The organism is Pukyongia salina, assembly GCF_002966125.1.
Lineage (GTDB): Bacteria > Bacteroidota > Bacteroidia > Flavobacteriales > Flavobacteriaceae > Pukyongia > Pukyongia salina.
The window spans coordinates 2,276,951-2,299,057 of sequence record NZ_CP027062.1 but is presented as its reverse complement, the minus strand read 5'-3'; the positions used below and the strand labels follow the sequence as shown (position 1 = coordinate 2,299,057).

18 protein-coding genes are annotated in these 22,107 nt (G+C 41.4%); 5 read left to right on the top strand and 13 right to left on the bottom strand.

Going from position 1 to position 22,107, the window contains the following annotated elements:
* Positions 1-14: 14 nt before the first annotated feature.
* From C5O00_RS10485 to miaA, 5 genes are read left to right on the top strand one after another with little or no spacing between them, the layout of a single operon-like run.
* Positions 15-1,253 (top strand): DUF1015 domain-containing protein, encoded by a 1,239-nt coding sequence (locus tag C5O00_RS10485; protein ID WP_105216806.1) that lies wholly within the window; start codon positions 15-17, stop codon positions 1,251-1,253.
* A 1-nt stretch (position 1,254) separates the two neighbouring features.
* Positions 1,255-1,911 (top strand): YggS family pyridoxal phosphate-dependent enzyme, encoded by a 657-nt coding sequence (locus tag C5O00_RS10480; RefSeq protein WP_105217646.1) that lies wholly within the window; start codon positions 1,255-1,257, stop codon positions 1,909-1,911.
* Between the two features lie 29 nt (positions 1,912-1,940).
* On the top strand, positions 1,941-3,320 hold the full coding sequence (locus C5O00_RS10475; RefSeq protein WP_105216805.1) for an exonuclease domain-containing protein: 1,380 nt from the start codon (positions 1,941-1,943) through the stop codon (positions 3,318-3,320).
* Between the two features lie 39 nt (positions 3,321-3,359).
* Positions 3,360-4,193, top strand: coding sequence for an ion transporter (locus C5O00_RS10470; protein WP_105216804.1), 834 nt, complete (start codon positions 3,360-3,362; stop codon positions 4,191-4,193).
* A gap of 5 nt (positions 4,194-4,198) precedes the next feature.
* Complete coding sequence (gene miaA / locus C5O00_RS10465) at positions 4,199-5,113, top strand: tRNA (adenosine(37)-N6)-dimethylallyltransferase MiaA (RefSeq protein WP_105216803.1); 915 nt, start codon at positions 4,199-4,201, stop codon at positions 5,111-5,113.
* A 29-nt stretch (positions 5,114-5,142) separates the two neighbouring features.
* On the opposite strand, the gene C5O00_RS10460 is transcribed toward miaA, so the two are convergent.
* The 13 genes from C5O00_RS10460 to bamD form a co-directional block, all read right to left on the bottom strand.
* Complete coding sequence (locus C5O00_RS10460; protein WP_105216802.1) at positions 5,143-5,859, bottom strand: response regulator transcription factor; 717 nt, start codon at positions 5,857-5,859, stop codon at positions 5,143-5,145.
* Between the two features lie 3 nt (positions 5,860-5,862).
* Positions 5,863-7,425, bottom strand: a complete 1,563-nt coding sequence (locus C5O00_RS10455) for a sensor histidine kinase (RefSeq protein ID WP_105217645.1) — start codon at positions 7,423-7,425, stop codon at positions 5,863-5,865.
* 74 nt (positions 7,426-7,499) lie between these two features.
* Entirely contained in the window at positions 7,500-8,084 is a 585-nt protein-coding gene (coaE, locus tag C5O00_RS10450) for a dephospho-CoA kinase (RefSeq protein WP_105216801.1), read from the bottom strand.
* Between the two features lie 6 nt (positions 8,085-8,090).
* Positions 8,091-9,032, bottom strand: a complete 942-nt coding sequence (locus C5O00_RS10445; RefSeq protein ID WP_105216800.1) for a CdaR family protein — start codon at positions 9,030-9,032, stop codon at positions 8,091-8,093.
* A gap of 36 nt (positions 9,033-9,068) precedes the next feature.
* Positions 9,069-10,070 carry a glycosyltransferase family 2 protein gene (locus C5O00_RS10440; RefSeq protein WP_105216799.1) on the bottom strand — a complete coding sequence of 334 codons (1,002 nt, stop codon included), beginning with the start codon at positions 10,068-10,070 and terminating at the stop codon, positions 9,069-9,071.
* Positions 10,071-10,138: 68 nt separating this feature from the next.
* Complete coding sequence (locus C5O00_RS10435; protein ID WP_105216798.1) at positions 10,139-12,958, bottom strand: T9SS type A sorting domain-containing protein; 2,820 nt, start codon at positions 12,956-12,958, stop codon at positions 10,139-10,141.
* A gap of 155 nt (positions 12,959-13,113) precedes the next feature.
* The gene (locus tag C5O00_RS10430) at positions 13,114-15,909 is read right to left on the bottom strand and encodes a T9SS type A sorting domain-containing protein (RefSeq protein WP_105216797.1); all 2,796 of its coding nucleotides are present in this window, start codon (positions 15,907-15,909) and stop codon (positions 13,114-13,116) included.
* Positions 15,910-16,164: 255 nt separating this feature from the next.
* Positions 16,165-16,983 (bottom strand): enoyl-ACP reductase FabI, encoded by an 819-nt coding sequence (locus tag C5O00_RS10425; protein ID WP_105216796.1) that lies wholly within the window; start codon positions 16,981-16,983, stop codon positions 16,165-16,167.
* Between the two features lie 49 nt (positions 16,984-17,032).
* Complete coding sequence (recN, locus tag C5O00_RS10420) at positions 17,033-18,685, bottom strand: DNA repair protein RecN (protein WP_105217644.1); 1,653 nt, start codon at positions 18,683-18,685, stop codon at positions 17,033-17,035.
* An 83-nt stretch (positions 18,686-18,768) separates the two neighbouring features.
* Positions 18,769-19,659: a type IX secretion system protein PorD gene (gene porD / locus C5O00_RS10415; RefSeq protein ID WP_105216795.1), complete on the bottom strand. Its 891-nt coding sequence runs from the start codon at positions 19,657-19,659 to the stop codon at positions 18,769-18,771.
* Positions 19,652-20,863 (bottom strand): bifunctional phosphopantothenoylcysteine decarboxylase/phosphopantothenate--cysteine ligase CoaBC, encoded by a 1,212-nt coding sequence (gene coaBC, locus C5O00_RS10410; protein WP_105216794.1) that lies wholly within the window; start codon positions 20,861-20,863, stop codon positions 19,652-19,654. Before coaBC ends, porD begins: the two co-directional genes overlap by 8 nt.
* Positions 20,864-20,868: 5 nt before the next feature.
* Complete coding sequence (locus C5O00_RS10405; protein ID WP_105216793.1) at positions 20,869-21,204, bottom strand: DNA-directed RNA polymerase subunit omega; 336 nt, start codon at positions 21,202-21,204, stop codon at positions 20,869-20,871.
* Positions 21,205-21,211: 7 nt separating this feature from the next.
* Complete coding sequence (gene bamD / locus C5O00_RS10400; protein ID WP_174688601.1) at positions 21,212-22,033, bottom strand: outer membrane protein assembly factor BamD; 822 nt, start codon at positions 22,031-22,033, stop codon at positions 21,212-21,214.
* Between the last annotated feature and the right edge of the window lie 74 nt (positions 22,034-22,107).

The following is a 22,107-nucleotide window of genomic DNA, read 5'->3' as shown; positions in this document are numbered from 1 at the left end:
ACAACGCATCCTACATGCCAAAAATCCTTCCTTTTAGAGCAGTGCGTCCCACAAGGGATAAGGTAAGCCTAATTGCCTCACGTCCTTACGACAGCTACACCAAAGAGGAAAGGGATTCACGCTTGAGGGATAACCCGTTTTCCTTTCTACACATTGTAAATCCCGGTTATAAATACCATAAGGTGATCTCCGGGAAGGAGCGCTATAAACTGGTACGAAACCGATATCAGGAATTTAAAGAGGATGAAATTTTTGTAAAGGATGAGGAACCCGGATACTACATCTATAAGATCGTTAACCGGGACCAACTGGTTTTCCATGGGATAATAGCAGCGGCCAGTGTTGAGGACTACCGCATGGATAGGATAAAAAAACATGAGGAAACGATCGAGTTTCGGGAAACCATGTTTCGGGATTATCTTAAAACTGTTGGATTTAATGCCGAATCTGTTTTACTCACTCACCCCGATGATCCTAATCTGGAACGTATTGTAAGCCGTGTGGTACAATCGAGAGCAGAATACGAATTTACAACTACCTACCGCGATACGCATTATCTATGGTATGTGAAAGATAAACAGACTGTAGACGAGATCCGGGAGATCTTTAAGCGTATGCCGGCTGTATATATTGCCGATGGCCACCACCGTTCTTCCTCCTCTTACCTACTTGCCGAAGATTATAAAAATGAGAATAAAGAGCATACGGGAGAAGAACCGTATAACTTTTTTATGAGTTATCTAATCCCTGAAAGTGACCTGAAAATATATGAGTTCAACAGGCTTGTAAAAGACCTGAACGGCCTTAGTAAAGAAGAGTTTCTTATAAAACTTGACGCCATGTACCGTATTGAAGATCGCGGTGCCGAGTATTATAAGCCGTCCAAAAAGCATCATTTTAGTATGTATTTGGATGGCTCATTCTACTCTCTTTATCTTCGGAAGGATAATTACGAGATTAAAAATGCCCTGGATGCCCTGGACACTAAGATTCTGGATAGCACTATATTGAAACCGATCCTTGGGATAAAAGAGGCCAGGAAGGATAAGCGTCTCAATTACTCCCACGGCAGAATGGATCTTGCTTATGTAAAGAGTGTGGTGGATTCTGGAGTTTATAAAGTTGGTTTTGGTTTGTTGCCTGTAAGCACCTCCGAATTAAAGCAAATTGCCGATGAGGGCCTTACCATGCCTCCTAAAAGCACTTATATAGAGCCTAAATTAAGGAGTGGTGTAACTATTTATGAGTTTTAATTTGAGTATTTCTGAAAACATAAAAGAATTTAAATCCGGGCTACCGAAAGGCACTACCTTGGTAGCGGTTTCCAAGACCAAACCCATTTCCGATCTTATGGAAGCCTACAACGCCGGCCAAAGGATCTTTGGAGAGAATAAGATTCAGGAAATGGTGGAAAAATGGGAGCAAATGCCGAAAGATGTGGAATGGCATATGATAGGTCATGTTCAACGGAATAAAGTTAAATATATGGCGCCCTTTGTAAGTTTGATCCACGCCGTGGATAGTTTGAAACTTCTAAAAGAAATAGACAAGCAGGCCGCTAAGAACCAGCGGTGTATATCATGCCTGTTACAGGTTAAAATTGCAGAAGAGGATAGCAAATTTGGGATGGATGAAGCCGATGTTAGGTTGCTCTTAAACAGTGATGAAATAAAAGGAATGGCGAACGTGAAGATCGTTGGACTTATGGGGATGGCAACTTTTACCAATGATGAACCCCAACTTAGATCCGAATTTGGCAAATTGAAAAAATTGTATGATGCCCTCTCTCAAACACATCAATTTACTACACTTTCAATGGGGATGAGCGGGGATTATAAGATAGCATTGGAGGAAGGAAGTAATATGATCCGCGTAGGAAGTGCTATATTTGGAGAAAGAAATTACAGTTAACCCTCAAAAAATATGAGTAGCTTAGTTTGATGTATGCGATTTTAGATATAGAAACCACTGGAGGTAAGTACAATGAAGAAGGAATCACAGAAATCGCTATTTACAAATTTGATGGAGAAAAGATCGTAGATCAGTTTTCAAGCCTGATCAACCCGGAAAGAAGGATACAGCCTTTTGTAGTTAACTTAACGGGTATTAATGCTGAAATGCTTCGGAATGCACCTAAATTCTACGAGGTCGCTAAACGAATAATTGAGATCACAGAGGATGCCGTCCTGGTAGCACATAATGCACAATTTGATAACCGAATCCTTACCACCGAATTCGACCGGCTTGGCTATAATTTTGAAAAAGATACGCTGTGCACTGTAGAACTGGCTAAAAAACTTATCCCGGGACTTCCCTCCTATAGCCTGGGAAAATTGGTTCGTTCCTTGGGAATTCCACTAAGCGACCGACATAGGGCTCAGGGCGACGCAAAAGCAACTGTCGCGCTCTTCAAAATGTTACTGGCTAAGGACGCTTCAAAAGAGATCATTCAGAAATGTGTGCGGAAGGACCCAAAACGACAGTTGGAACCCAAACTACTCGAGATGATCGAGAACGCCCCAAACGAAACAGGTGTTTATTATATGCACCGGGAGGATGGAACAATAATTTATATTGGCAAGAGTAAGAATATAAAAAAGCGATTGGTACAGCATTTTACCAACGACTCGAAAAAATCAAAAAGAATACAACTCGAGGTCGCCGCTGTAACCTACGAAAAAACCGGGAACGATCTTATTGCCCAATTAAAGGAAAGCCGGGAGATCAAGCAAAATAAACCCATTTATAACAGGGCGCTTCGCCGTACCTTTTTTAGTTATCAACTCACTTCCTTTACAGACAAGAATGGGTATATAAATTTAAGCATAGAAAAGGCAAATCATAAAAAAGAAGCGATCCTCACCTATAGTAATTACCAGCAAGCGAAATCTTCACTATACCGAATTACAGAGGAGAATGGTCTGTGCCAGAAACTTACGGGCTTATACAAATCTGATAGCTCCTGTTTTCTTTATTCTATCAAAGAATGTAACGGTGCCTGTATACATGAGGAATCAGCGGCTCAATACAATGAACGTGTCCAGGCCTTTATCGAAAAGAACAGCTATGATAACAAGCACATGCTCATAATCGATCGTGGAAGGGACGTCGATGAGCGCTCGGTAGTTTTGATAGAAAACGGTCAGTACAGAGGCTATGGTTTCTACAATCTTAATTATCAGATCAACAACATCGAAATACTTCGAACTATCATCAATCCGGTGAATAACGACCGAGATTCTCAACATATTATTCAGAATTATCTCAGAAAGAATAAGGTGATTAATATTGTAAAATTACCAGAGGAAGCGACCATATAAATAAAGTTGCTTACTTTTAAAAAACTATTAGCGTATACCTTGACTTCTAAACAACATTCAAGCTGGAGAAGGAAACTTCACGATATTATATACGAAGCGGATACCCCGTTAGGGAAGCTTTTTGATGTTGTACTATTGATCCTTATCCTGTTAAGCGTCTTGTTTGTAATGATCGAAAGCGTGGCAGGATTGCCAAAATATGTCTACGACTGGCTATACGTGGGAGAATGGGTGATCACTATATTCTTTTCTTTCGAATACATTGCGCGTATTATCACCGTAAAGAAACCGGCTCGCTATATCTTTAGCTTTTACGGGATCATCGACTTTCTATCAACCATCCCGCTCTACCTCACTTTTCTATTGGCTGGCAGCAACTACCTGCTCACTGTTAGAGCGCTGAGATTACTTAGAATTTTCAGAATACTTAAAATAACCCGTTACATAGGTGAGTCTAATAAGCTTAAACGTGCGTTGCTGCACAGTCGCGCCAAGATCTTCATCTTCTTATTCGCCGTACTTATTGTATGCATCATCGCAGGTACACTCATGTATCTCATAGAGGGAGAGGAGAGTGGTTTTAAAAGTATACCGGTTAGTATTTATTGGTGTATAGTTACCCTTACTACAGTTGGTTTTGGAGATATTCATCCTATTACTCCCCTTGGGCAATTTCTAGCCGCAATTATTATGATCATGGGATACGGCATAATAGCGGTTCCTACCGGAATTGTTAGTGCAGAATATGCTAAAAAAGATAATTACGTACACGTTAATTCTTGTGCCTGCCCTAATTGTAATGCAGCCCAGCATCGGGATGACGCTAAATATTGTCATCGCTGTGGGGAAGAATTACATCCCGAAGAATTTTAAAACCTATGCCTTCCCGGAAAACCTTAATTTGTGTTGTAGGACCTACTGCCATTGGAAAAACAACCTTAGCCATCGAGCTGGCCAAGGCGTTTGATGCGGAAATAATATCTGCAGACTCCAGACAATTTTATAAGGAGATGAGCATTGGTACTGCGGTACCTTCGGAAGCGGAGCTTTCGGCCGCCAAACATCATTTCATACAATCCAGAAGCATTTTCGAGGATTATAGCGTAGGCGAGTTTGAACGGGATGCCCTTCAGAAACTAACACAGATATTCACTACAAAAAAAGCAGTAATACTAGTTGGAGGGTCAGGACTGTATGTAGATGCCGTGGTAAATGGATTAGATAACTTCCCCGAGGTTTCCCCGGAAATAAGAAAGCAATTAAAACAAGAGCTTGAAACAGAGGGGATAGAAGCCCTTCAACAAGAACTTCAGAATGTAGACCCGGTCTCCTTTAATCGAATTGACCTTCAGAACAAACAACGACTTATACGAGCATTGGAAATTTTCAGGGCCAGCGGAAAACCATATTCCTCGTATCTGGCCAATAATTCGGCCGAACGAAAATTCGATACTATTTTTATCGGCCTGACAGCCGAAAGATCCCTGGTATACGACAGAATTAACCAGCGAGTAGATAAGATGGTTGAGGCTGGTTTGATCGAAGAGGCTAAGCTTTTATATCCGCATAGAAAAGTAAATGCTTTGCAGACGGTGGGATATAAAGAATTGTTCGATTGGATAGACGGTAAACTCACAAAGGATGAAGCCATCGCCGAGATAAAGAAGAATACGCGAAGGTTTGCGAAAAGACAAGGTACCTGGTTCAGAAAAAATACAGAGATTCACTGGTTTGATCATGATGCCGAATTCGAAGAGATCATCTCCTTTTTAAAAGAAAAAAAAGGCCTCTGAGAGGCCTTTTTTACACTTATATATCATAATTATTGGTCCACTTCATCCTTTACCACAAGTCTGAAGCCTTCTCCGTGAATATTAATGATCTCCACACCGTCATCCTTACCAAGATATTTTCGCAATTTCGCGATATAAACATCCATACTTCGGGATGTGAAGTAGTTATCATCCCTCCATATCTTAGTTAATGCGAGTTCCCTTGGCATTAGATCGTTCTTATGCAGGGCGAGAAGACGAAGTAATTCGTTCTCTTTTGGCGATAATTTTATGGGTTCCTCCTTATTATATGTAAGAAAACGGAGTTTCGAGTTCAGGTGGAAATTACCAATTTCAAACTCAAATTGTTTACTGTCTGCGATAGAGTCTGTGGCTTTCCTCTGTATGATCGCCTTTATCTTCATGAGCAACACCTCACTATCGAACGGCTTATTGAGATAATCGTCGGCCCCTACTTTATATCCTTTAAGGACATCCTCCTTCATTGCCTTGGCAGTAAGGAAAATGATTGGGACATCTTCATTTTTCTCACGAATTTCTTTCGCTAGTGTGAATCCGTCCTTATAGGGCATCATCACATCCAGTATACACAGGTCGAAGTCATCTTTTTTAAATTTTTCAAACCCTTCCATTCCGTTCTTGGCATGTGTTACATCGTAATCGTTCATTGCCAGATAATCCTTGAGGACGGTTCCAAAATTTGGATCGTCTTCTACAAGCAAGATTTTTTTGTTTTCAGTTTCCATATTTTATGATATTAAGTGTAATTTAATGATAAATGTGCTTCCTTTTCCTTTTTCACTTTCTACATAGATCTCGGCTTCATGGTCATCCAGAATACGTTTGGCATACGCCAATCCCAACCCATGGCCTTTTACATTGTGGATATCTCCTGTAGATTCGCGGTAAAATTTTTCAAATATTTTCTTCTGAACAGATTTTGTCATTCCAATTCCCTGGTCGCGAACCTTCATAACTATGCTATTCTTTACATTTTCAGTATAGATATCGATCTTGGGTTCGTCTTCCGAATATTTTATAGCGTTATCCAAAATATTCACGATCACATTCGTTAAGTGTGATTCACTCGCCAGCACTGATGATTTTAACGCACCGAAATGGGTTTTAATGTATCCATTTCTATCCTCAACTATTAGACTAACATGAGAGATCGCGGTTTCAATGAGGTCGTGAAGTTTTACCCGGGATTTTGGCAGATCCAGTTGGTTTTTCTCCAGTTTCGAGATACGTAGTACGTTTTCTACCTGTGCGTGCATTCGCCGGTTCTCATCCCTTATCATTTTCAGGTATCTCTCAACGAAAGCTTCATCGGCCTTAGCTTTTGGATTCTTCAAGGCATCCAATGCCAGGTTGATAGTAGCAATAGGAGTCTTGAACTCGTGCGTCATATTATTTATAAAATCCGATTTGATCTGGGAAATTTGTCGCTGCTTGAAGATCTGTGAGATGGCACTGGCATAGGCTAATACTATTACACTGGTGAATATGAGCGAAAGTACCGCCATTCCCATGATGGATTTTAGTACGGTTTTTTTCTTTTCTGAAAAGATCACTAACAGGTCGTATCCTATTTTCATTTCTTCATTCACAAATATCGGGGTGCTGAGTATCTTAGAAGCGTCGAATTCGAAATTTCTGGAATGAACGCGCGTGGAAAGGCCGTTACTATACACAGCAAATTCAACATTCGATTTTAAGCCACGTTCCTGCATCGATTTTTGAAGTAATTCTTCTATTTCCTCAACACTTACCCTTTTGTGAATAGGTGTTCTGGAGGATATGTTTTTAAAGGCGTTTTCAAAACTACTACGTTGATAGTCCTTTAACTGGCTGAAAGATTCTATGGTTTCTTTCACAGGTCCCGAGCCATCTAATCCGTTTATAACCTTTGTCTTGCTTTTTTTATTGATGATCCTCTTAAAAAGGATACTATCGATCTCTGTATCCAGAAAGCTGGAGGACAGTTTGTAATCCTCTTCTAAAATACCATCGCTAAAGATGTAGAACTCATTACTCTTATCACTTCGGGTTGTGTAAACCAATTCACTAAAATTGATACTTTCAGGGGTTTTTACACTATCCGCCAGGCCGCTATATATACGATAATAATCCTCGATCTCTCGTGTTTGTACTTCCTTGGCAACTTCGTTTAATACCTGGTGAAAATTAAAATTTATCTGATCTTCTTTATCCCGGTATGAATTGCTTATCCAGTAACCCTGAACAAAAATTATTCCCAATAGCGAAAGGGACATGAGTGCTATTAATAAAATAAACAGCCTTTTGTTCATAAGCCAAAAGTAAGATTTTAACATTTAGGCCTGCTTCCATTTAACCAAATGTTAACAAAAAGAACAGCAGGATTTTACTGGGGTTGACTAAGGTTTTTATGTACTTCCAGCACTCGTTTTCGGGTAGTTTCCAGGTGAGTATTTTCAATTATGATATCGGCCAGTTTCTTCTTTTCTGAATCACTCCATTGATTCTTCATTCTAGCTTCTATTTCTTCTTTATTGCTGTTATCTCGCGCCAGTATTCGTTCTATACGAACGGCTTTAGGTGCAACAACCAGAATGGTCTTATCACATTGCTTATATCCTCCATTCTCAAATAGTATGGCAGCCTCTTTTATCACATAGGGGCCTTGTTGTTTCTTCGCCCATCTTTTAAAGTGGGAAGCTACCTTTGGATGTATAATCGCGTTCACTTTTTTTAGAAGATCTGGATCATTAAAGATCTTTTGTGCGACAAATTCTCTATTAAGCTGAGATTCTTTGTACGTATGCGGTCCTAACAATTTGGTAAGTTTACGCCTTATCACTTTTGAGCGATTACTCAATTTTTTGGCCTCAATGTCTGCGATATAGACCGAAATGCCTAACTCCTCGAACATCTTCGCTACCGTAGTCTTACCACTTCCAATGCCACCTGTTAAGCCAATTATTTTCAATAGTGATTATTTAAAGATTAAGAAATCGATCTTCTTCTCACTTACCTCAACGTTGAGAATACCCTCGGGTTGCCTAATGATCTCAGCCACCATAAAATTGTCTGCGCTGTCTTTCTTGGCATAATCACAAACAACTTTAAAATCGGTTGCCGTTATATTGTTGAAGTTTTCCATAGGTACATCGAATGAAATAGTTAGTGAATTTGGAATGATCTTCACTTTTATACCCGGTGGCAGATTTACGATCTCAATAGGAACATTTAATTTTTTCTGGGTGAATTCTTTGACCTCCTGACTAAATTTAACTGTCGATGGCTCTACTTTCCAGCTATTGCTAGCAGGCAACTCCAATTGAAGATCTAGATCAACCTTTTTATCTACATCAGTTAGAGATATTTCTTTGGTTCGAATAGTGTCGATCTTATTCAGCTCATTGGCCGGGGCCGATACCTTTACCACATTTGGATTAAGCAATGCCGTATCCACCGCCCTAAACCCTTCTTTATACCGTATCTTAATATTAGCCCTTATGGGGATCATCCTGGAGGCTACAGTGTCGAGGTTGATGATTATCTGGTTTAACGATAGGTTTTTCACACTTACTTCATTTTCCAGTTCGGAGGCGATCAAGCGGTTCAATTCGTTACGCTCTATGATAATGCGATTATTATTGTTTGGCAAATAATTAGCGACCGGGATATCGATTTCCGGAGTATTTAACTGATACTGAAGAAACTTGAATCCATTTGCCGTAACCTCGAAGGAGAATTTGTCTGGATTTCCATCGCCTAGCACAGTGTTTTCCGGGAGATTAATGTAGTTTATGTTTCCAGAAATGGTTGCCGTATACGATTTGGAGAACTTCGTCAGGACCCAAATAATACAGGCCAGTGCCAGGAAAAGCAGGAAGGTCCGTATCTTTTTCGTCTTGTATTTTTTAGGGCCCAAGGTCTTTTAGAAGAATTTTTTATTACCGAATTAAAGTTACTCAAAAAATAATTGAGGAAACTGTTTCCGGGCTTGTTTATTAAGGATGCGAATGTAAAAAGTGGATTTTAAAAAGGCCAGACCATAGCCGAAGAATTGAACAAATAAGGCGATCACCGCCATAAATCCGATTTCGACACTTCTATTCTTAATTGAAGCATCGATCAAAATAAGCATGATATAAAATATTACCGGGATGGCATAAAACCAATTCAGTAAAAATGCAAGAAGAAGAGAAATAAAAAATCCTAAGGTAAACACCGATGGAAACCAAAAAGTGATCTTTGCACTTTCAGGATGCCATTTGGAAAGTATGGGTCGTACCAAGCCAAATTTTGTAACCTGCATGTAAAACTTACGCCATGAGATCCTACGCTTGTGATACACATAGGCACCCGGAACAAACCTGGTTTTAAATCCTGCCTTTCTTATTCTATGAGACAGGTCCGGGTCCTCACCCGGATGGATCTTTCCGAAACCACTTGTTTGTTCGAAGGCCTCCCTGGAGATACCCATATTGAAACTTCGAGGTTCAAAATCACCAATTTGAGTTTTATTACCGCGTATCCCTCCGGTTGTAAGGAAGGAGGTCATTACATAGTTGATAGCTTTTTGGAGTTTCGTAAAGCTGGGATGAGCGGCATCTGCGCCCCCAAAACAATCGCAATAGGTGTTGCTTAAAAAGGCTGAAACAGTGTTGAGATAATGAGGTGGCAGGATCACATCCGAATCCAGAATTATAAAATAATTGCCCTTAGCTCTTGCCATGCCGTAATTTCTCGAATCACCGGGGCCGGAGTTATCTTTAATATAGTAAGAAATGTTGAGCGTCGAGCGGAATTGATCTACGATCTCTTCGGAAGTTTCGGTTGAACCATCTTCAACTATCACTATCTCATAGGGCGATTCGAACTCCAGAACCTTGAAGCTTTCCAATAATTCCAATATTTCCCGGGGACGGTTATAAACAGGAATGATAAAAGAAAAATCCAGGTTCATAACGCAAATGTAATTAAAAAAAAAGCCACCCGCGTTGGGCGGGTGGCTCTTATAATTACTAATCCGGATTATCTCTTGATCACCTTATAGGTACCAACTTGTCCGTTCACAGTTACTTTCATAATGTAAGCTCCTGTGGCAAGTGATGAAGTATCTAGTTGTGTGCTGGTAGCATTCACATCAAGACCCATTACCTGCTGTCCTAACAGATTGTAGATCGCTACGTCTTCGATAGACTCTACCGAAGTAAGATTCAAGGTCTCATCGGTTGGATTCGGATAATAGTTGAATCCTTCTATGATGTTATCCTCTGCACTTAATAGTGTTCCGTCGATCACTATGTCGGTTACCCCGCCATCGTTCACAACAAATACGTAGTACGTTTGTCCGCCTTCTGTAAAGATATTTGCAGAAGTAGCCGGTGCACACTGGTTTCCAATCTGGAAGAAATATTCAAGATCGGTCTCTATTGCGTTCTCATCCGGAGCTTTGAAGAATACCACAAAACTAGCACCTGCAGGAGATACGATCTCAGCAGTAGCAGTTCCAGATGCAGCAGCGGTAAAGTTGTACCATACACCTTTAGCACCATCGATATTACATCCGGTTGGGTTTCCGTTCTCCAGGGTAGCAGCTGGCATAGCCACTGCAGGATCTGTATAAGGAACACCAATCTCATCAACATCGATAGAGTTAACGATCATATCGTTTGGTGGTGGTACCGGAGTACAAGTCATCGTAAGTTCGAAATCTCCTGTAGCTCCTCCAAATCCATGAACAAGGATATAGTAAGTAGTGTTTCCATCACTCTGGAATTCTACTTCACTCTGGAAGTTTGTACAGTTTGGAGAATCGTCGTTACCTGCAACACAAGTTAACGGTGGGGTTCCACAGTCACCTGTATATACAGAGATCTTAGTATCGTAGTTTGTATTAGTACTACAAGTAGATAGTAAGATATCGGTAACCAGACCGGTAGTGTCTTCATAAACATACCAGATTCCCGCTGCAGAGGTAGGCGTACCACAATCTGGTGCGAAAGCAGTATCGTCGTTTGCCGTATCTGTATTACCTAAGATTGGCACTCCGCATTCGATTGGTAAGGCTCCGCAAGGATCATCGTTTACAGGTCCGCAGGTTATACTAAGATCGAAGGTACCGCTTGCACCTCCAAAACCATCAACAGCTATGTAATAAGTAGACGATCCATCTGCAACAAATGATAATTCGGATGTAAATCCTGTACAACCGGGTCCATCATCGTTAGTTGCCACAACTGTTCCGCCACAAGCATCATAAACTGTTAGGATAGTATCATATCCTGCCTGGTTACAGGTTGAAACTGTAATCAATTCACCGGAAACAGAGCTGGTAACTGCGAACCATTCGTCCGGAGATCCATCACCATTAGTATCTGTATCATTCGAAGTATCTCCCGAAAGGGTTTGCCCACAATTGATAGGGGTAGCGTTCGCACATAGATCGTTGGTAGGAGGAGCTACAACTCCTTCAATTGCAACTACCGAAAGTTCGGCACAATTTGCATTAACCTGCCCCAGGCTGGTTGCGGCACCGGTTGTTGTATCGATCGAAGCCCATTCGTTGGCCCCACCTCCAAGATAAAGTCCGGCATAAAGAACGTCTGTATCAGGATCAAAATCTGCGTCCTGAGCAAAATTAATGTCAAATCCTAAAGGACCAACCACGGTACCTGCACCGGTACCCAGATCGATAGAATAAAGATTGTCGTCCAGGTCTGCTGCGAAAGCATTACCCATAGAGTCGATAGCTAGCCAGATTCCAAGGGTTGTCCCGGTATTTCCAATTACTGTTAAAGTACCGGTAGAAATATCCACGGAATAAACTGTAGAATCTGTACCATCGGTACTCAAGGCGTACATAGTGGAATTGTCTGCGTTCCAGGCTAAACCAGTTACGGTGTGCCCGGCATTTAAATTTGTAAGTGGCCCAACGGTTGTATCGGCCCCTGTTGCCGTGTCAACGGTTAAAAGAGAAAGTGAGGTTTGATCCAGCACATACAATGTACCTGAATCATCAAAGTCACCCGCAAACCATGTTGGGTTAGTTGTTGTTAAGATTGGAGCCAGTGTATAAGGACCATTAATATCGAAGGTTCCAAAATCATCAGAACAGAAGCCCCCATCGTACGCATAAACAGTATCGCTTCCGCCACCGCCTCCACCGGCGTTCAGGACTTCTACTTCCCATCCACAGGTATTTACTACAGCCGTTGCGTTAAATTCGAAGGTCAATGCATCGGAGGTTGAAGTAAATATGGTTCCGGTCGAATTCATCATATCCGTAAGGTTATCGCCACTTACAGTCGAATCATATATTAACGGAGCCGAGGTGTCTGTACCATCGTAGATATTTAACCAATCGAAATTCCCAAAAATCTCAAATGAAAGGAATTCAACTTCAAGCCCTGTACCTGTTAAGGTAGTAACAGTAACACAACCACAATTTGGATAATCACCCGGATCTCCCGAACTGGTAGTAGAACAATCACCACCGGGTCCACCGGTTAGTCCATCCGTTGGGTCGTAAAAGAAGTCCCCTGTATTTACAGCGAAAGTCTCGGTTGCACCTGCATTAGGAATAATATTAGCAAGTGCAGATCGGTTCATGTCACTATAATATTTTCGAATAGCGAGTCTTTCTGCAGGACTGAATAAGTCTTGATCAATTACAGGACTTTGTGCCCTGTTAGTGAGGTTGTCAATTAATTGCTGTACATCAATTTGTTCCTGCGCCTCTGTTAACGCCGCCGCGTTCAATTCCTGCTGAATTGCCGAATTTTCATTTTGTGCGTTTACGAGGAAGATGCATCCCAGGAATAAACTACACAGTAAAGTAATTTTCTTCATAATTCTATCAATTTAGTATTATTTTTAGTTGCTCTTAAAGATAAAAAGAAATTCGACTCGACTTCATCAAATTGCCTCTAATTAATAAATTAGTCTTATAAAAAAAATCCCGATGAAATTTCTTCCATCGGGATTTTAGGCATTATTGAAAAGAATTATCTCTTGATCACCTTATAGGTACCAACTTGTCCGTTCACAGTTACTTTCATAATGTAAGCTCCTGTGGCAAGTGATGAAGTATCTAGTTGTGTGCTGGTAGCATTCACATCAAGACCCATTACCTGCTGTCCTAACAGATTGTAGATCGCTACGTCTTCGATAGCCTCTACCGAAGTAAGATTCAAGGTCTCATCGGTTGGATTCGGATAATAGTTGAATCCTTCTATGATGTTATCCTCTGCACTTAATAGTGTTCCATCGATCACTATGTCGGTTACCCCGCCATCGTTCACAACAAATACGTAGTACGTTTGTCCGCCTTCCGTAAAGATATTTGCAGAAGTAGCCGGTGCACACTGGTTTCCAATCTGGAAGAAATATTCAAGATCGGTCTCTATTGCGTTCTCATCCGGAGCTTTGAAGAATACCACAAAACTAGCGCCTGCAGGAGATACGATCTCAGCAGTAGCAGTTCCAGATGCAGCAGCGGTAAAGTTGTACCATACACCTTTAGCACCATCGATATTACATCCGGTTGGGTTTCCATTCTCCAGGGTAGCAGCTGGCATGGCCACTGCAGGATCTGTATAAGGAACACCAATCTCATCAACATCGATAGAGTTCACGATCATATCGTTTGGTGGTGGTACCGGAGTACAAGTCATCGTAAGTTCGAAATCTCCTGTAGCTCCTCCAAATCCATGAACAAGGATATAGTAAGTAGTGTTTCCATCACTCTGGAATTCTACTTCACTCTGGAAGTTCGTACAGTTTGGAGAATCGTCGTTACCTGCAACACAAGTTAACGGTGGAGCTCCACAGTCACCTGTATATACAGAGATCTTAGTATCGTAGTTTGTATTAGTACTACAAGTAGATAGTAAGATATCGGTAACCAGACCGGTAGTGTCATTATAAACATACCATACACCTGGAGCCGAGGTAGGAGTACCACAATCTGGTGCTACAGCCGTATCATCGGAAGAATTTATCGTAGTTCCAAGAACAGAGTCACCACATGAAATGGCAATTGCACCATCACAGTTATCATTCGCCGGTGGTAGTTCACAGGTGATCGTTAGATCGAATGCACCTGAAGCTCCGTTAAACCCATCTACAGAAATATAATATGTTGAAGAACCATCAGCCTGGAAGCTAAGTTCGGAAGTAAATCCGGCACATCCCGGACCGTCATCATTAGCTGCGATCTGGTTGGCCAATGTACAGTCTTCCCATACAGCTAATCTGGTGTCATATCCAGCTTGGTTACAAGTAGAAACTGTTACTATCTCTCCTGGAGTAGTACTAGTAAATACAAACCACTCGTCTGGACTCAACAATAGTGGATCTGCTCCACCATTAGTATCAGTATTTCCATCGGAAGTATCTCCAGAAAGAGTTTCGCCACACGCGATCGGAGTAGCATCAGCACATAGATCGTTGTCTACTGGCGGTGTATTGTTTGCCATAGATACCCAACCTAACTGAACTAAACCTCCTGGGTTAGTCGCTCCAATAACAGCAATAAACGTAGACAATCCCGTTGCAGTGTCAACGCTTCTGAATTCCGGCTGGAAAGTAGTATTGTTGAATGCAGTCATGTATACAGTATCCGTATTTGGATCATATCCCATTCCCTGACCAAAGTTCGCGTCGAATCCAATATTTCCAACGATAGTACCAATACCGGTTGTTTTGTCGATAGAATAGAAGTTATCGTCTATAAGGTCGTAACCCCACATATCTCCAGCGCCATCTATTGCAAGTGCAATTCCACCACCAGGCATACCTACCGGGTTGGGAAGTGCTGTTGCTGTCATGGCAACAGGATCGATAACGTGAACTTGATTATCTACAGTGAAGTTTCCGGAAAGGCCATAGAGTGTACCAGTGGTAAGATCCATTTCCATACCTGCCCAGGTTCCACCCGTAGAAGGAAGTATAGTTCCTTGTGCGGTATAAACCCCAGTTGCAGTATCAACGGACCAGAAATCTCCATCGGAAGCTAAAACCCAAGCAGTGTCACCTGTCATGTTCAATGCTCCGGCGTTCTCAAAGGAAGTAGAACCTAAAGGCCCAATGGATGTAAGATCATCGGCTGTAGTTATATCAAAACTACTGAACATCATATTTGCCGCTTCACCACCATAGGCGATTACAGGACCTCCTCCACCTCCACCGTCAAAGTCGAGTGAGAAGTTGTCAACACCAAGATGCCATTCCCATCCGCCTCCATCGTCGTAAACCCAACGAATTTGAAGAGCTGCATTGGAAAAAGCAGTAATATCTATAGACTCCGTTTGAATATCCGGGTCTAGATCAAGGTCATAAAATGCAACTTGTTGCCAAGCAGCACCATCCCATACCTCTACAGACCCTGTAGAGCCTCCTCCAGCTTCCTGGAATGCCACGTCGTATCCTAACATCACTGTTGTAGATCCAGAAGTGTCATAAACATCAGAAAGTAATTCTACATTACTAACTGGAGCACCATTACCACATGCATCGTCGTCAAAGAACATTGCAGGCGTTGTAAAATCATCGCCGGTAGGCAAATCTGTTCCATTTTGCCAGTCGCAGGGACCTGTATTGACCACAGTACTCCACCCGGCTGGTAACCCGGCATCAAAATCTTCCGTAATAAGAACAGATGACTCTGGTGTAATTGTTTGATTGCTTGTAGCTGCAGTTCGGTTATAATCAGCCGGCACAGGACCCATAGAAGCCTCGTACTGCTGGGCAAAACCAAAACTACATACAGCCAAAGCCACTAGTAGTGTAATTCTTTTCATAATTGAATTAATTAGATTAGTTATTAATGAACTAAAATTATCTAAATATTACCTGAATAACAAATTATTAGGAGGATAAAACTAATATATCGATTAAGTTTTTCAAGTATCCGTTAAAAGGCCAAAAATACCGATATGAAGTACTTATAAACTGTGGCTTATCAGAAAATGATTACATTACCACCAATCAAGAATGAAAAAGTCGTTTACAGCTATACTGTAAACGACTTTTGTTCTTCGTTCTATATTGGGAAATTATTCTTCTTTCTGAAAGGTCTCCATTACCAGATCACTAACTCCCATATTGGAGAATCCGCCGTCGTTGTATAAATTCTGAAGGGTAACCCGTTTGGTAAGATCGCTAAACATAGCTACTGTATAATTCGCACAGTCCATAGCTGTAGCGTTACCCAAAGGAGACATCTTTTCGGCATATGAAATGAAACCATCAAAGCCTTTAACACCCTGTCCTGCTGTGGTAGGCGTAGGGGATTGAGAGATCGTGTTCACTCTTACCTTTTTATCCCTTCCGAAGAAATATCCAAAACTTCTTGCAATGGACTCCAGATACGCTTTGTTATCTGCCATATCGTTATAGTCTGGAAAAACGCGTTGCGCCGCCATATAGGTAAGAGCTACAATACTCCCCCACTCGTTCATGGCATCTTTCTTATACAATACCTGCATGGTCTTATGAAAAGACAAGGCGGATACATCCCATCCTTTATGCGTCCAGTCGTAATTAGACTCTGTATAATGCTTTCCTTTTCTCACATTTACCGACATGCCGATAGAATGTAATACAAAATCTAGCTTTCCCCCCAGGATTTCTGTGGCTTTATCCACAAGGTTCTCAAGATCCTCCATACTCGTTGCGTCGGCAGGAACGATCTCCGAGTTAGTCTTAGCGGCGAGGTCATTTATCTGCCCCATTCGCATGGCTATGGGTGCGTTCGTTAAAACAAAAGTTCCACCTTCTTCATGTACGCGTTCGGCAGTTTTCCATGCGATGGAATTTTCATCCAAGGCACCGAAAATAATACCTTTTTTTCCTTTTAATAAGTTATACGACATTATGTATTATTGAAAATTAGTTGATAGTTTACTATAGCAAAGATACGCTTTAATTCAACAATTCTTTTGCATTGGCCAAGGCTGCTTCTGTTACTTTCTTCCCTCCAATCATTTTGGCTATTTCCACAATTCGTTCATCATTGTTCAGCTCTTTTAACCTGGTAACAGTGACCTCATTAACATCTTCCTTATACACCATCACATGCCTGTCTCCCTTCGCAGCTATTTGAGGTAAATGGGTAATACTCATTAATTGCATTTTCTTACTCATCGATCCCAGTATAGAGGCCATCTTATTAGCGATTTCACCGGAAACCCCGGTATCGATCTCGTCGAATATAATGGTTGGTAAATGCTTATAATTAGCGAGCACTGCCTTTACCGCAAGCATGATCCTACTCATCTCACCCCCCGATGCGACCTTCTTCAACGGCCCGAATGCCAATCCTTTATTGGCAGTAAATAATAAGTCCAAGCTATCCATACCGTGTTTTCTAAAGGTTTCCTGCATCCCGATCTCAAATCGGAATTGTGCATTAGGTAATCCTAAGTCCTTTAATATGGCTTCTAGCTTTTCTTTTAAATCTGGAACAGCCGCTACTCGCTTTTCATGCAAGGTATTTGCCGTGATCTTTGTCTTTTTCCGCGCTTCTGAAAGTTTTGTTTGAAGTGCCTCTATACGTTCATCTAGATTTACCGTGTCGTCAATTTTTCCTTCCAACTGCTTCTGTATCTCCAGTAATTCTGAAATACTGGCAGCAGTATGTTTTTGCTGAAGTTTATGCACCTGCTGCAATTTCTCATTCACAGCCATCAAACGCTGGGGATCGGCCTCGATTTCGGAGGCATGATCGGTCATACCTTCAAGCAGATCTTCCAATTCGATGATACTGCTGTTGAGGCGTTCCCACGATTCGTTGAAATAAGTTGATAATGATCTGATCTTTGCAAGCGCGGCCCTGGCCTTTTTGGCTGTTTCGATAGCCCCGATCGATTCTTCACTTAAAAGCCCTATTGCTTCAGCCATGGACTCCTGAATAACTTCTGTATTATTCAAGGTCTCATAGGTCTCTTCAAGTTCTTCAAGGTCTAAACCTTCCAAAGAGGCTTCCTTTAGCTCATTGTACAGAAAAGTATTATAGTCCAGCTCCTTGTTCGCTTCTTCCTTTTCGAGTAATAACGCCTGAACTTCTTCCGAGAGCTTTCGTACTTCTTCAAATTGAAGTTTATAACTTTCACGCAAAGGTTCGTTACCCGCTATCGCATCGATCATTTCCAATTGAAATGCTTCAGAGGACAGGGTTAAAGTTTCATGCTGACTATGAACATCCACCAGCCTGCTTCCAAGCGCCTCTAACTGGGTTAACGTTACTGGAGTATCGTTTACAAAGGCCCTGGATTTGCCACTAGGCAGAATTTCCCGGCGTACTATGGTAATTGGATCGTAGTCCAGATCGTTTTCAGAAAAAAGCTCCTGTAATGCATAATTGGCTATCGAAAAATCGGCTTCGATCACGCATTTCTTCGTTGCATCCCTCACGCTGCTCGAGTCGGCCCTTTTTCCCAATAGCAAGGATAAGGCTCCTAGTAGAATCGATTTTCCAGCTCCGGTTTCACCTGTAATTATCGTAAGACCCGAGCTAAAATTAACCCGGATATCATCTATAAGCGCATAATTTTTTATGGAGAGGTTTGTGATCACAAGCAACGACTACGAACTTAATTGTCCGCTTTTATCTTGTTTAAAAATACGAGGAATTCTGCTTAAAACAAACAGGAAGGTTGCTAAAACTTTATCTCACTCCAGTTGCTCCTCTTTGTGGGAGCCATTCTGTTAAGGTTCTCAACCAGGCTGGCGATTTCCACCTGTGGACCTCCACTAAATATATCCTGGATCTCGTCGCTTTTGGCATCGAAGAAAGTTCGAAGAAGATAGGAGTTTGGCCGGCGGTCGTTGATATTCTTTAAAACCGCAATAGCCGCCACAATATTTTGCTTAGCCCTTTTAGGTTGTTCACTCATTAGATCAAGTCCCTCCCGATGATATTTATACATCGCTTCATGAAACTCACTAAAAACACTGGAAATTAAAGCATCATTATACCGAAACCTGGACTGTGTCCCATCGCTTCCTCTCCAACCGGCAAAATTACTTCCTGCTGCAGTATTTACAATCTGCTTGGCAATATCGAAGTATTCCTGGCCCCCGTTAGGAGCGAAGGTATCGGCATCCAAACCTATAATGGTGTACACATGAAATGCGATAACCGACATTAAATTAGAATCGAAATTATTGATATTGAACACAAGTGGCTGAAATTCTATATAATCGAAATTACACTGTCTGTCGTTGTAATTGTAAATGGGGCTATCATAAGTCGATCCATAAACCGGGCGAGATGCCTGAATCTGCATGGTAGCTCCAAACGAATCAGACTCATAACTGGTAATGATCAGGGTGAAGTTGCAATCGATCCGCTCCTGATTCTTGTAGATCTTATCCGTCCACTTAGTGTTGTTAATATACTCTGTTAGTTGCTGTTCCAGTGTTCTAAAGACCTGTTGATTAGGTTGACCGGTCTGTTCGGCATCTATGGTCACTGTACAATTGAGTTCCTGCGAATGTGCAGTAGCTATTATAAGTATGAAGGCTAAAGAGAGTACGTATCTAAGCATGGAGTTTTTCTATAATAAATTCTAAAATATCGCGGGCGACTTCTGTCTTTGGTTTAACTGAAAAAGGATACTCTTTATTGTCCTTATCGATAAGCGTTACTTTATTGGTATCTCCTTTAAAACCTGCCCCTTTATCTCTCAGCGAATTTAATACAATTAAATCTAAATTCTTTTTTTTGAGTTTCGTTTTTGCATTTTCCAATTCGTTTTCGGTTTCTAACGCAAATCCTACTAGAAACTGGTCTTTTTTCCGCTCTCCCAACGTTGCGAGTATATCTCTCGTCTTTTCGAGTTTTATATGGAGCTCGCTATCTTTTTTCTTTATTTTTTCTGAAGCCACCACTACCGGCCTATAATCTGCTACCGCCGCACTTAAAATGGCAATATCACAGTTTGAAAAATGTTCGATACATTCATTGAACATCTCTTCAGCCGAAGTCACCGACAGTAATTTCACATTTGGATGATCCGTACCTATGTTCACCGGTCCTGCTACCAAAATCACCTCAGCTCCCAATCCGGCAGCTGTTTCGGCGATAGCAAAGCCCATTTTGCCCGAAGAATGATTCCCTATAAATCGTACGGGATCAATGGCCTCATAAGTTGGGCCAGCTGTGATAAGGACTTTCTTTCCTCTTAGCGGTAAGGCCTTCAGTAAGTCTTTTTCTATAAAGGATACAATTTCTTCGGGTTCGGCCATTCTCCCCTGGCCCACCAGACCGCTTGCCAGTTCACCATGTCCAGCCGGGATTTGTATGTTACCATAAGAATCGAGCGTATTGAAAGTGGCTTTAGTGGAAGGATGTTTATACATATCAAGGTCCATTGCAGGGGCGTAATAGACTGGACATTTAGCCGATAAATACACTGCCAGCAATAGATTATCACTGGTGCCATGCGCCATTTTAGATAGTGTGTTTGCAGTAGCTGGCGCTATAATAAATAAATCTGCCCAAAGGGCCAACTCTACATGGTTGTTCCATTGGGCATTTTCGTCTTCTTCACTGGTAAAGGAAGAATAGACCTCATTCTTCGATAAGGTAGATAGGGTTAACGGAGTGACAAAATCTTTTGCCGAAGGTGTCATAACTACTTTCACCTGAGCGCCTTCCTTGATAAGAAGACGAACGAGAAAAGCAGATTTGTAAGCGGCTATCCCGGCAGTAACGCCAAGTAAAATTTTCTTTCCGCTTAAAACAGACATAGCTCCTAGCCTTCTAATTCCTCGTCCCGAGTGTTTCGGTAGTAGATCTTATCCTGCAGCCATTCCTCGATTGCCAAAGCATGAGGCTTAGGTAGCTTTTCGTAGAATTTGGACACCTCGATCTGTTCCTTGTTCTCAAAGATCTCTTCCAAACTATCGTTGTAAGTTGCAAACTCATCAAGTTTCTCTAAGAGTTCTTTCTTGATGTCTGCATTGATCTGATTAGCACGTTTGGAAATAATAGAAATAGCTTCGTATATATTGTCTGTTGGTGCGTCGATCAAATTCTTGTCGATCGTTTTGGTATTGATCGGTGCTTCCGAATTTTTGATATCTGTCATAATTCTGTTATTTGCTTGTGGGTTCTTCAACGTTGGCCATGCGTTCTTCTATATCGGCCATTATGTCCATGGCCTTTGGAGTTAGATCGCTGCCTTCGTAATATTTTGTGAAATTATTATAATAAGCTTTCGCTTCTAATAGCCTCTCCTTCACCAGCGATGGCAAACTGTTGATCGCCAGTTTATAAGCGGCTTCAAATCGACCGTAAAACGCTTCCTTTCGTAATTTGGCACCGGGATGATCGGTGATAAAATTATCGAAAGCAACAATGGCCGACTTATAGTCTTCAATATTGAGTAATTGTTGGGCGATCTCGAAATCTTTCTTTTCAAGCTTTTCTCTTAACTCGGCAACCAGACTGTTTGCTTCTGTACGATATGACGAGTTGGGATACTTATCGATGTAATTTTGAAGTCGCTCAAGCGCTTTGAAGGTGTCTTTCTGGTCCAGTGAATAACGCGGTGAAAGTTCGTAATAGCTTTTTGCGCTCTTGTAAGCTGCAATTTCAAGACTATCACTCTTCGGATATGAGGTCTCAAATCGTTCAAATTGATAACCGGCCAGATAGAAGTCCTCAAGCTTGTAGAAAGTGTTTGCATACATGTACATCAACTTTTCCGCCTGCGGCTTTCCTCGGTATACCGGAACGATCTGTTCCATAAGCTTTAGAGCCTTTTTGTATTTTCCCTGCTGGTATAATGAATCTGCTACCACATATTTTCTGGCCGCATCGTCACTTTTCAATACCACCTGGTATTCACTGCATGAATTGAAAAATACTGCCGTGATCAGGGCTAAAAGACTCGTTCTTATGATTTTATAAAACATCGTGCAAAAATAGTGAAATAAAGCTGATTACAAAAACTTAATATCGGGCTAAAATATTGCCCTTTCCGGGATAT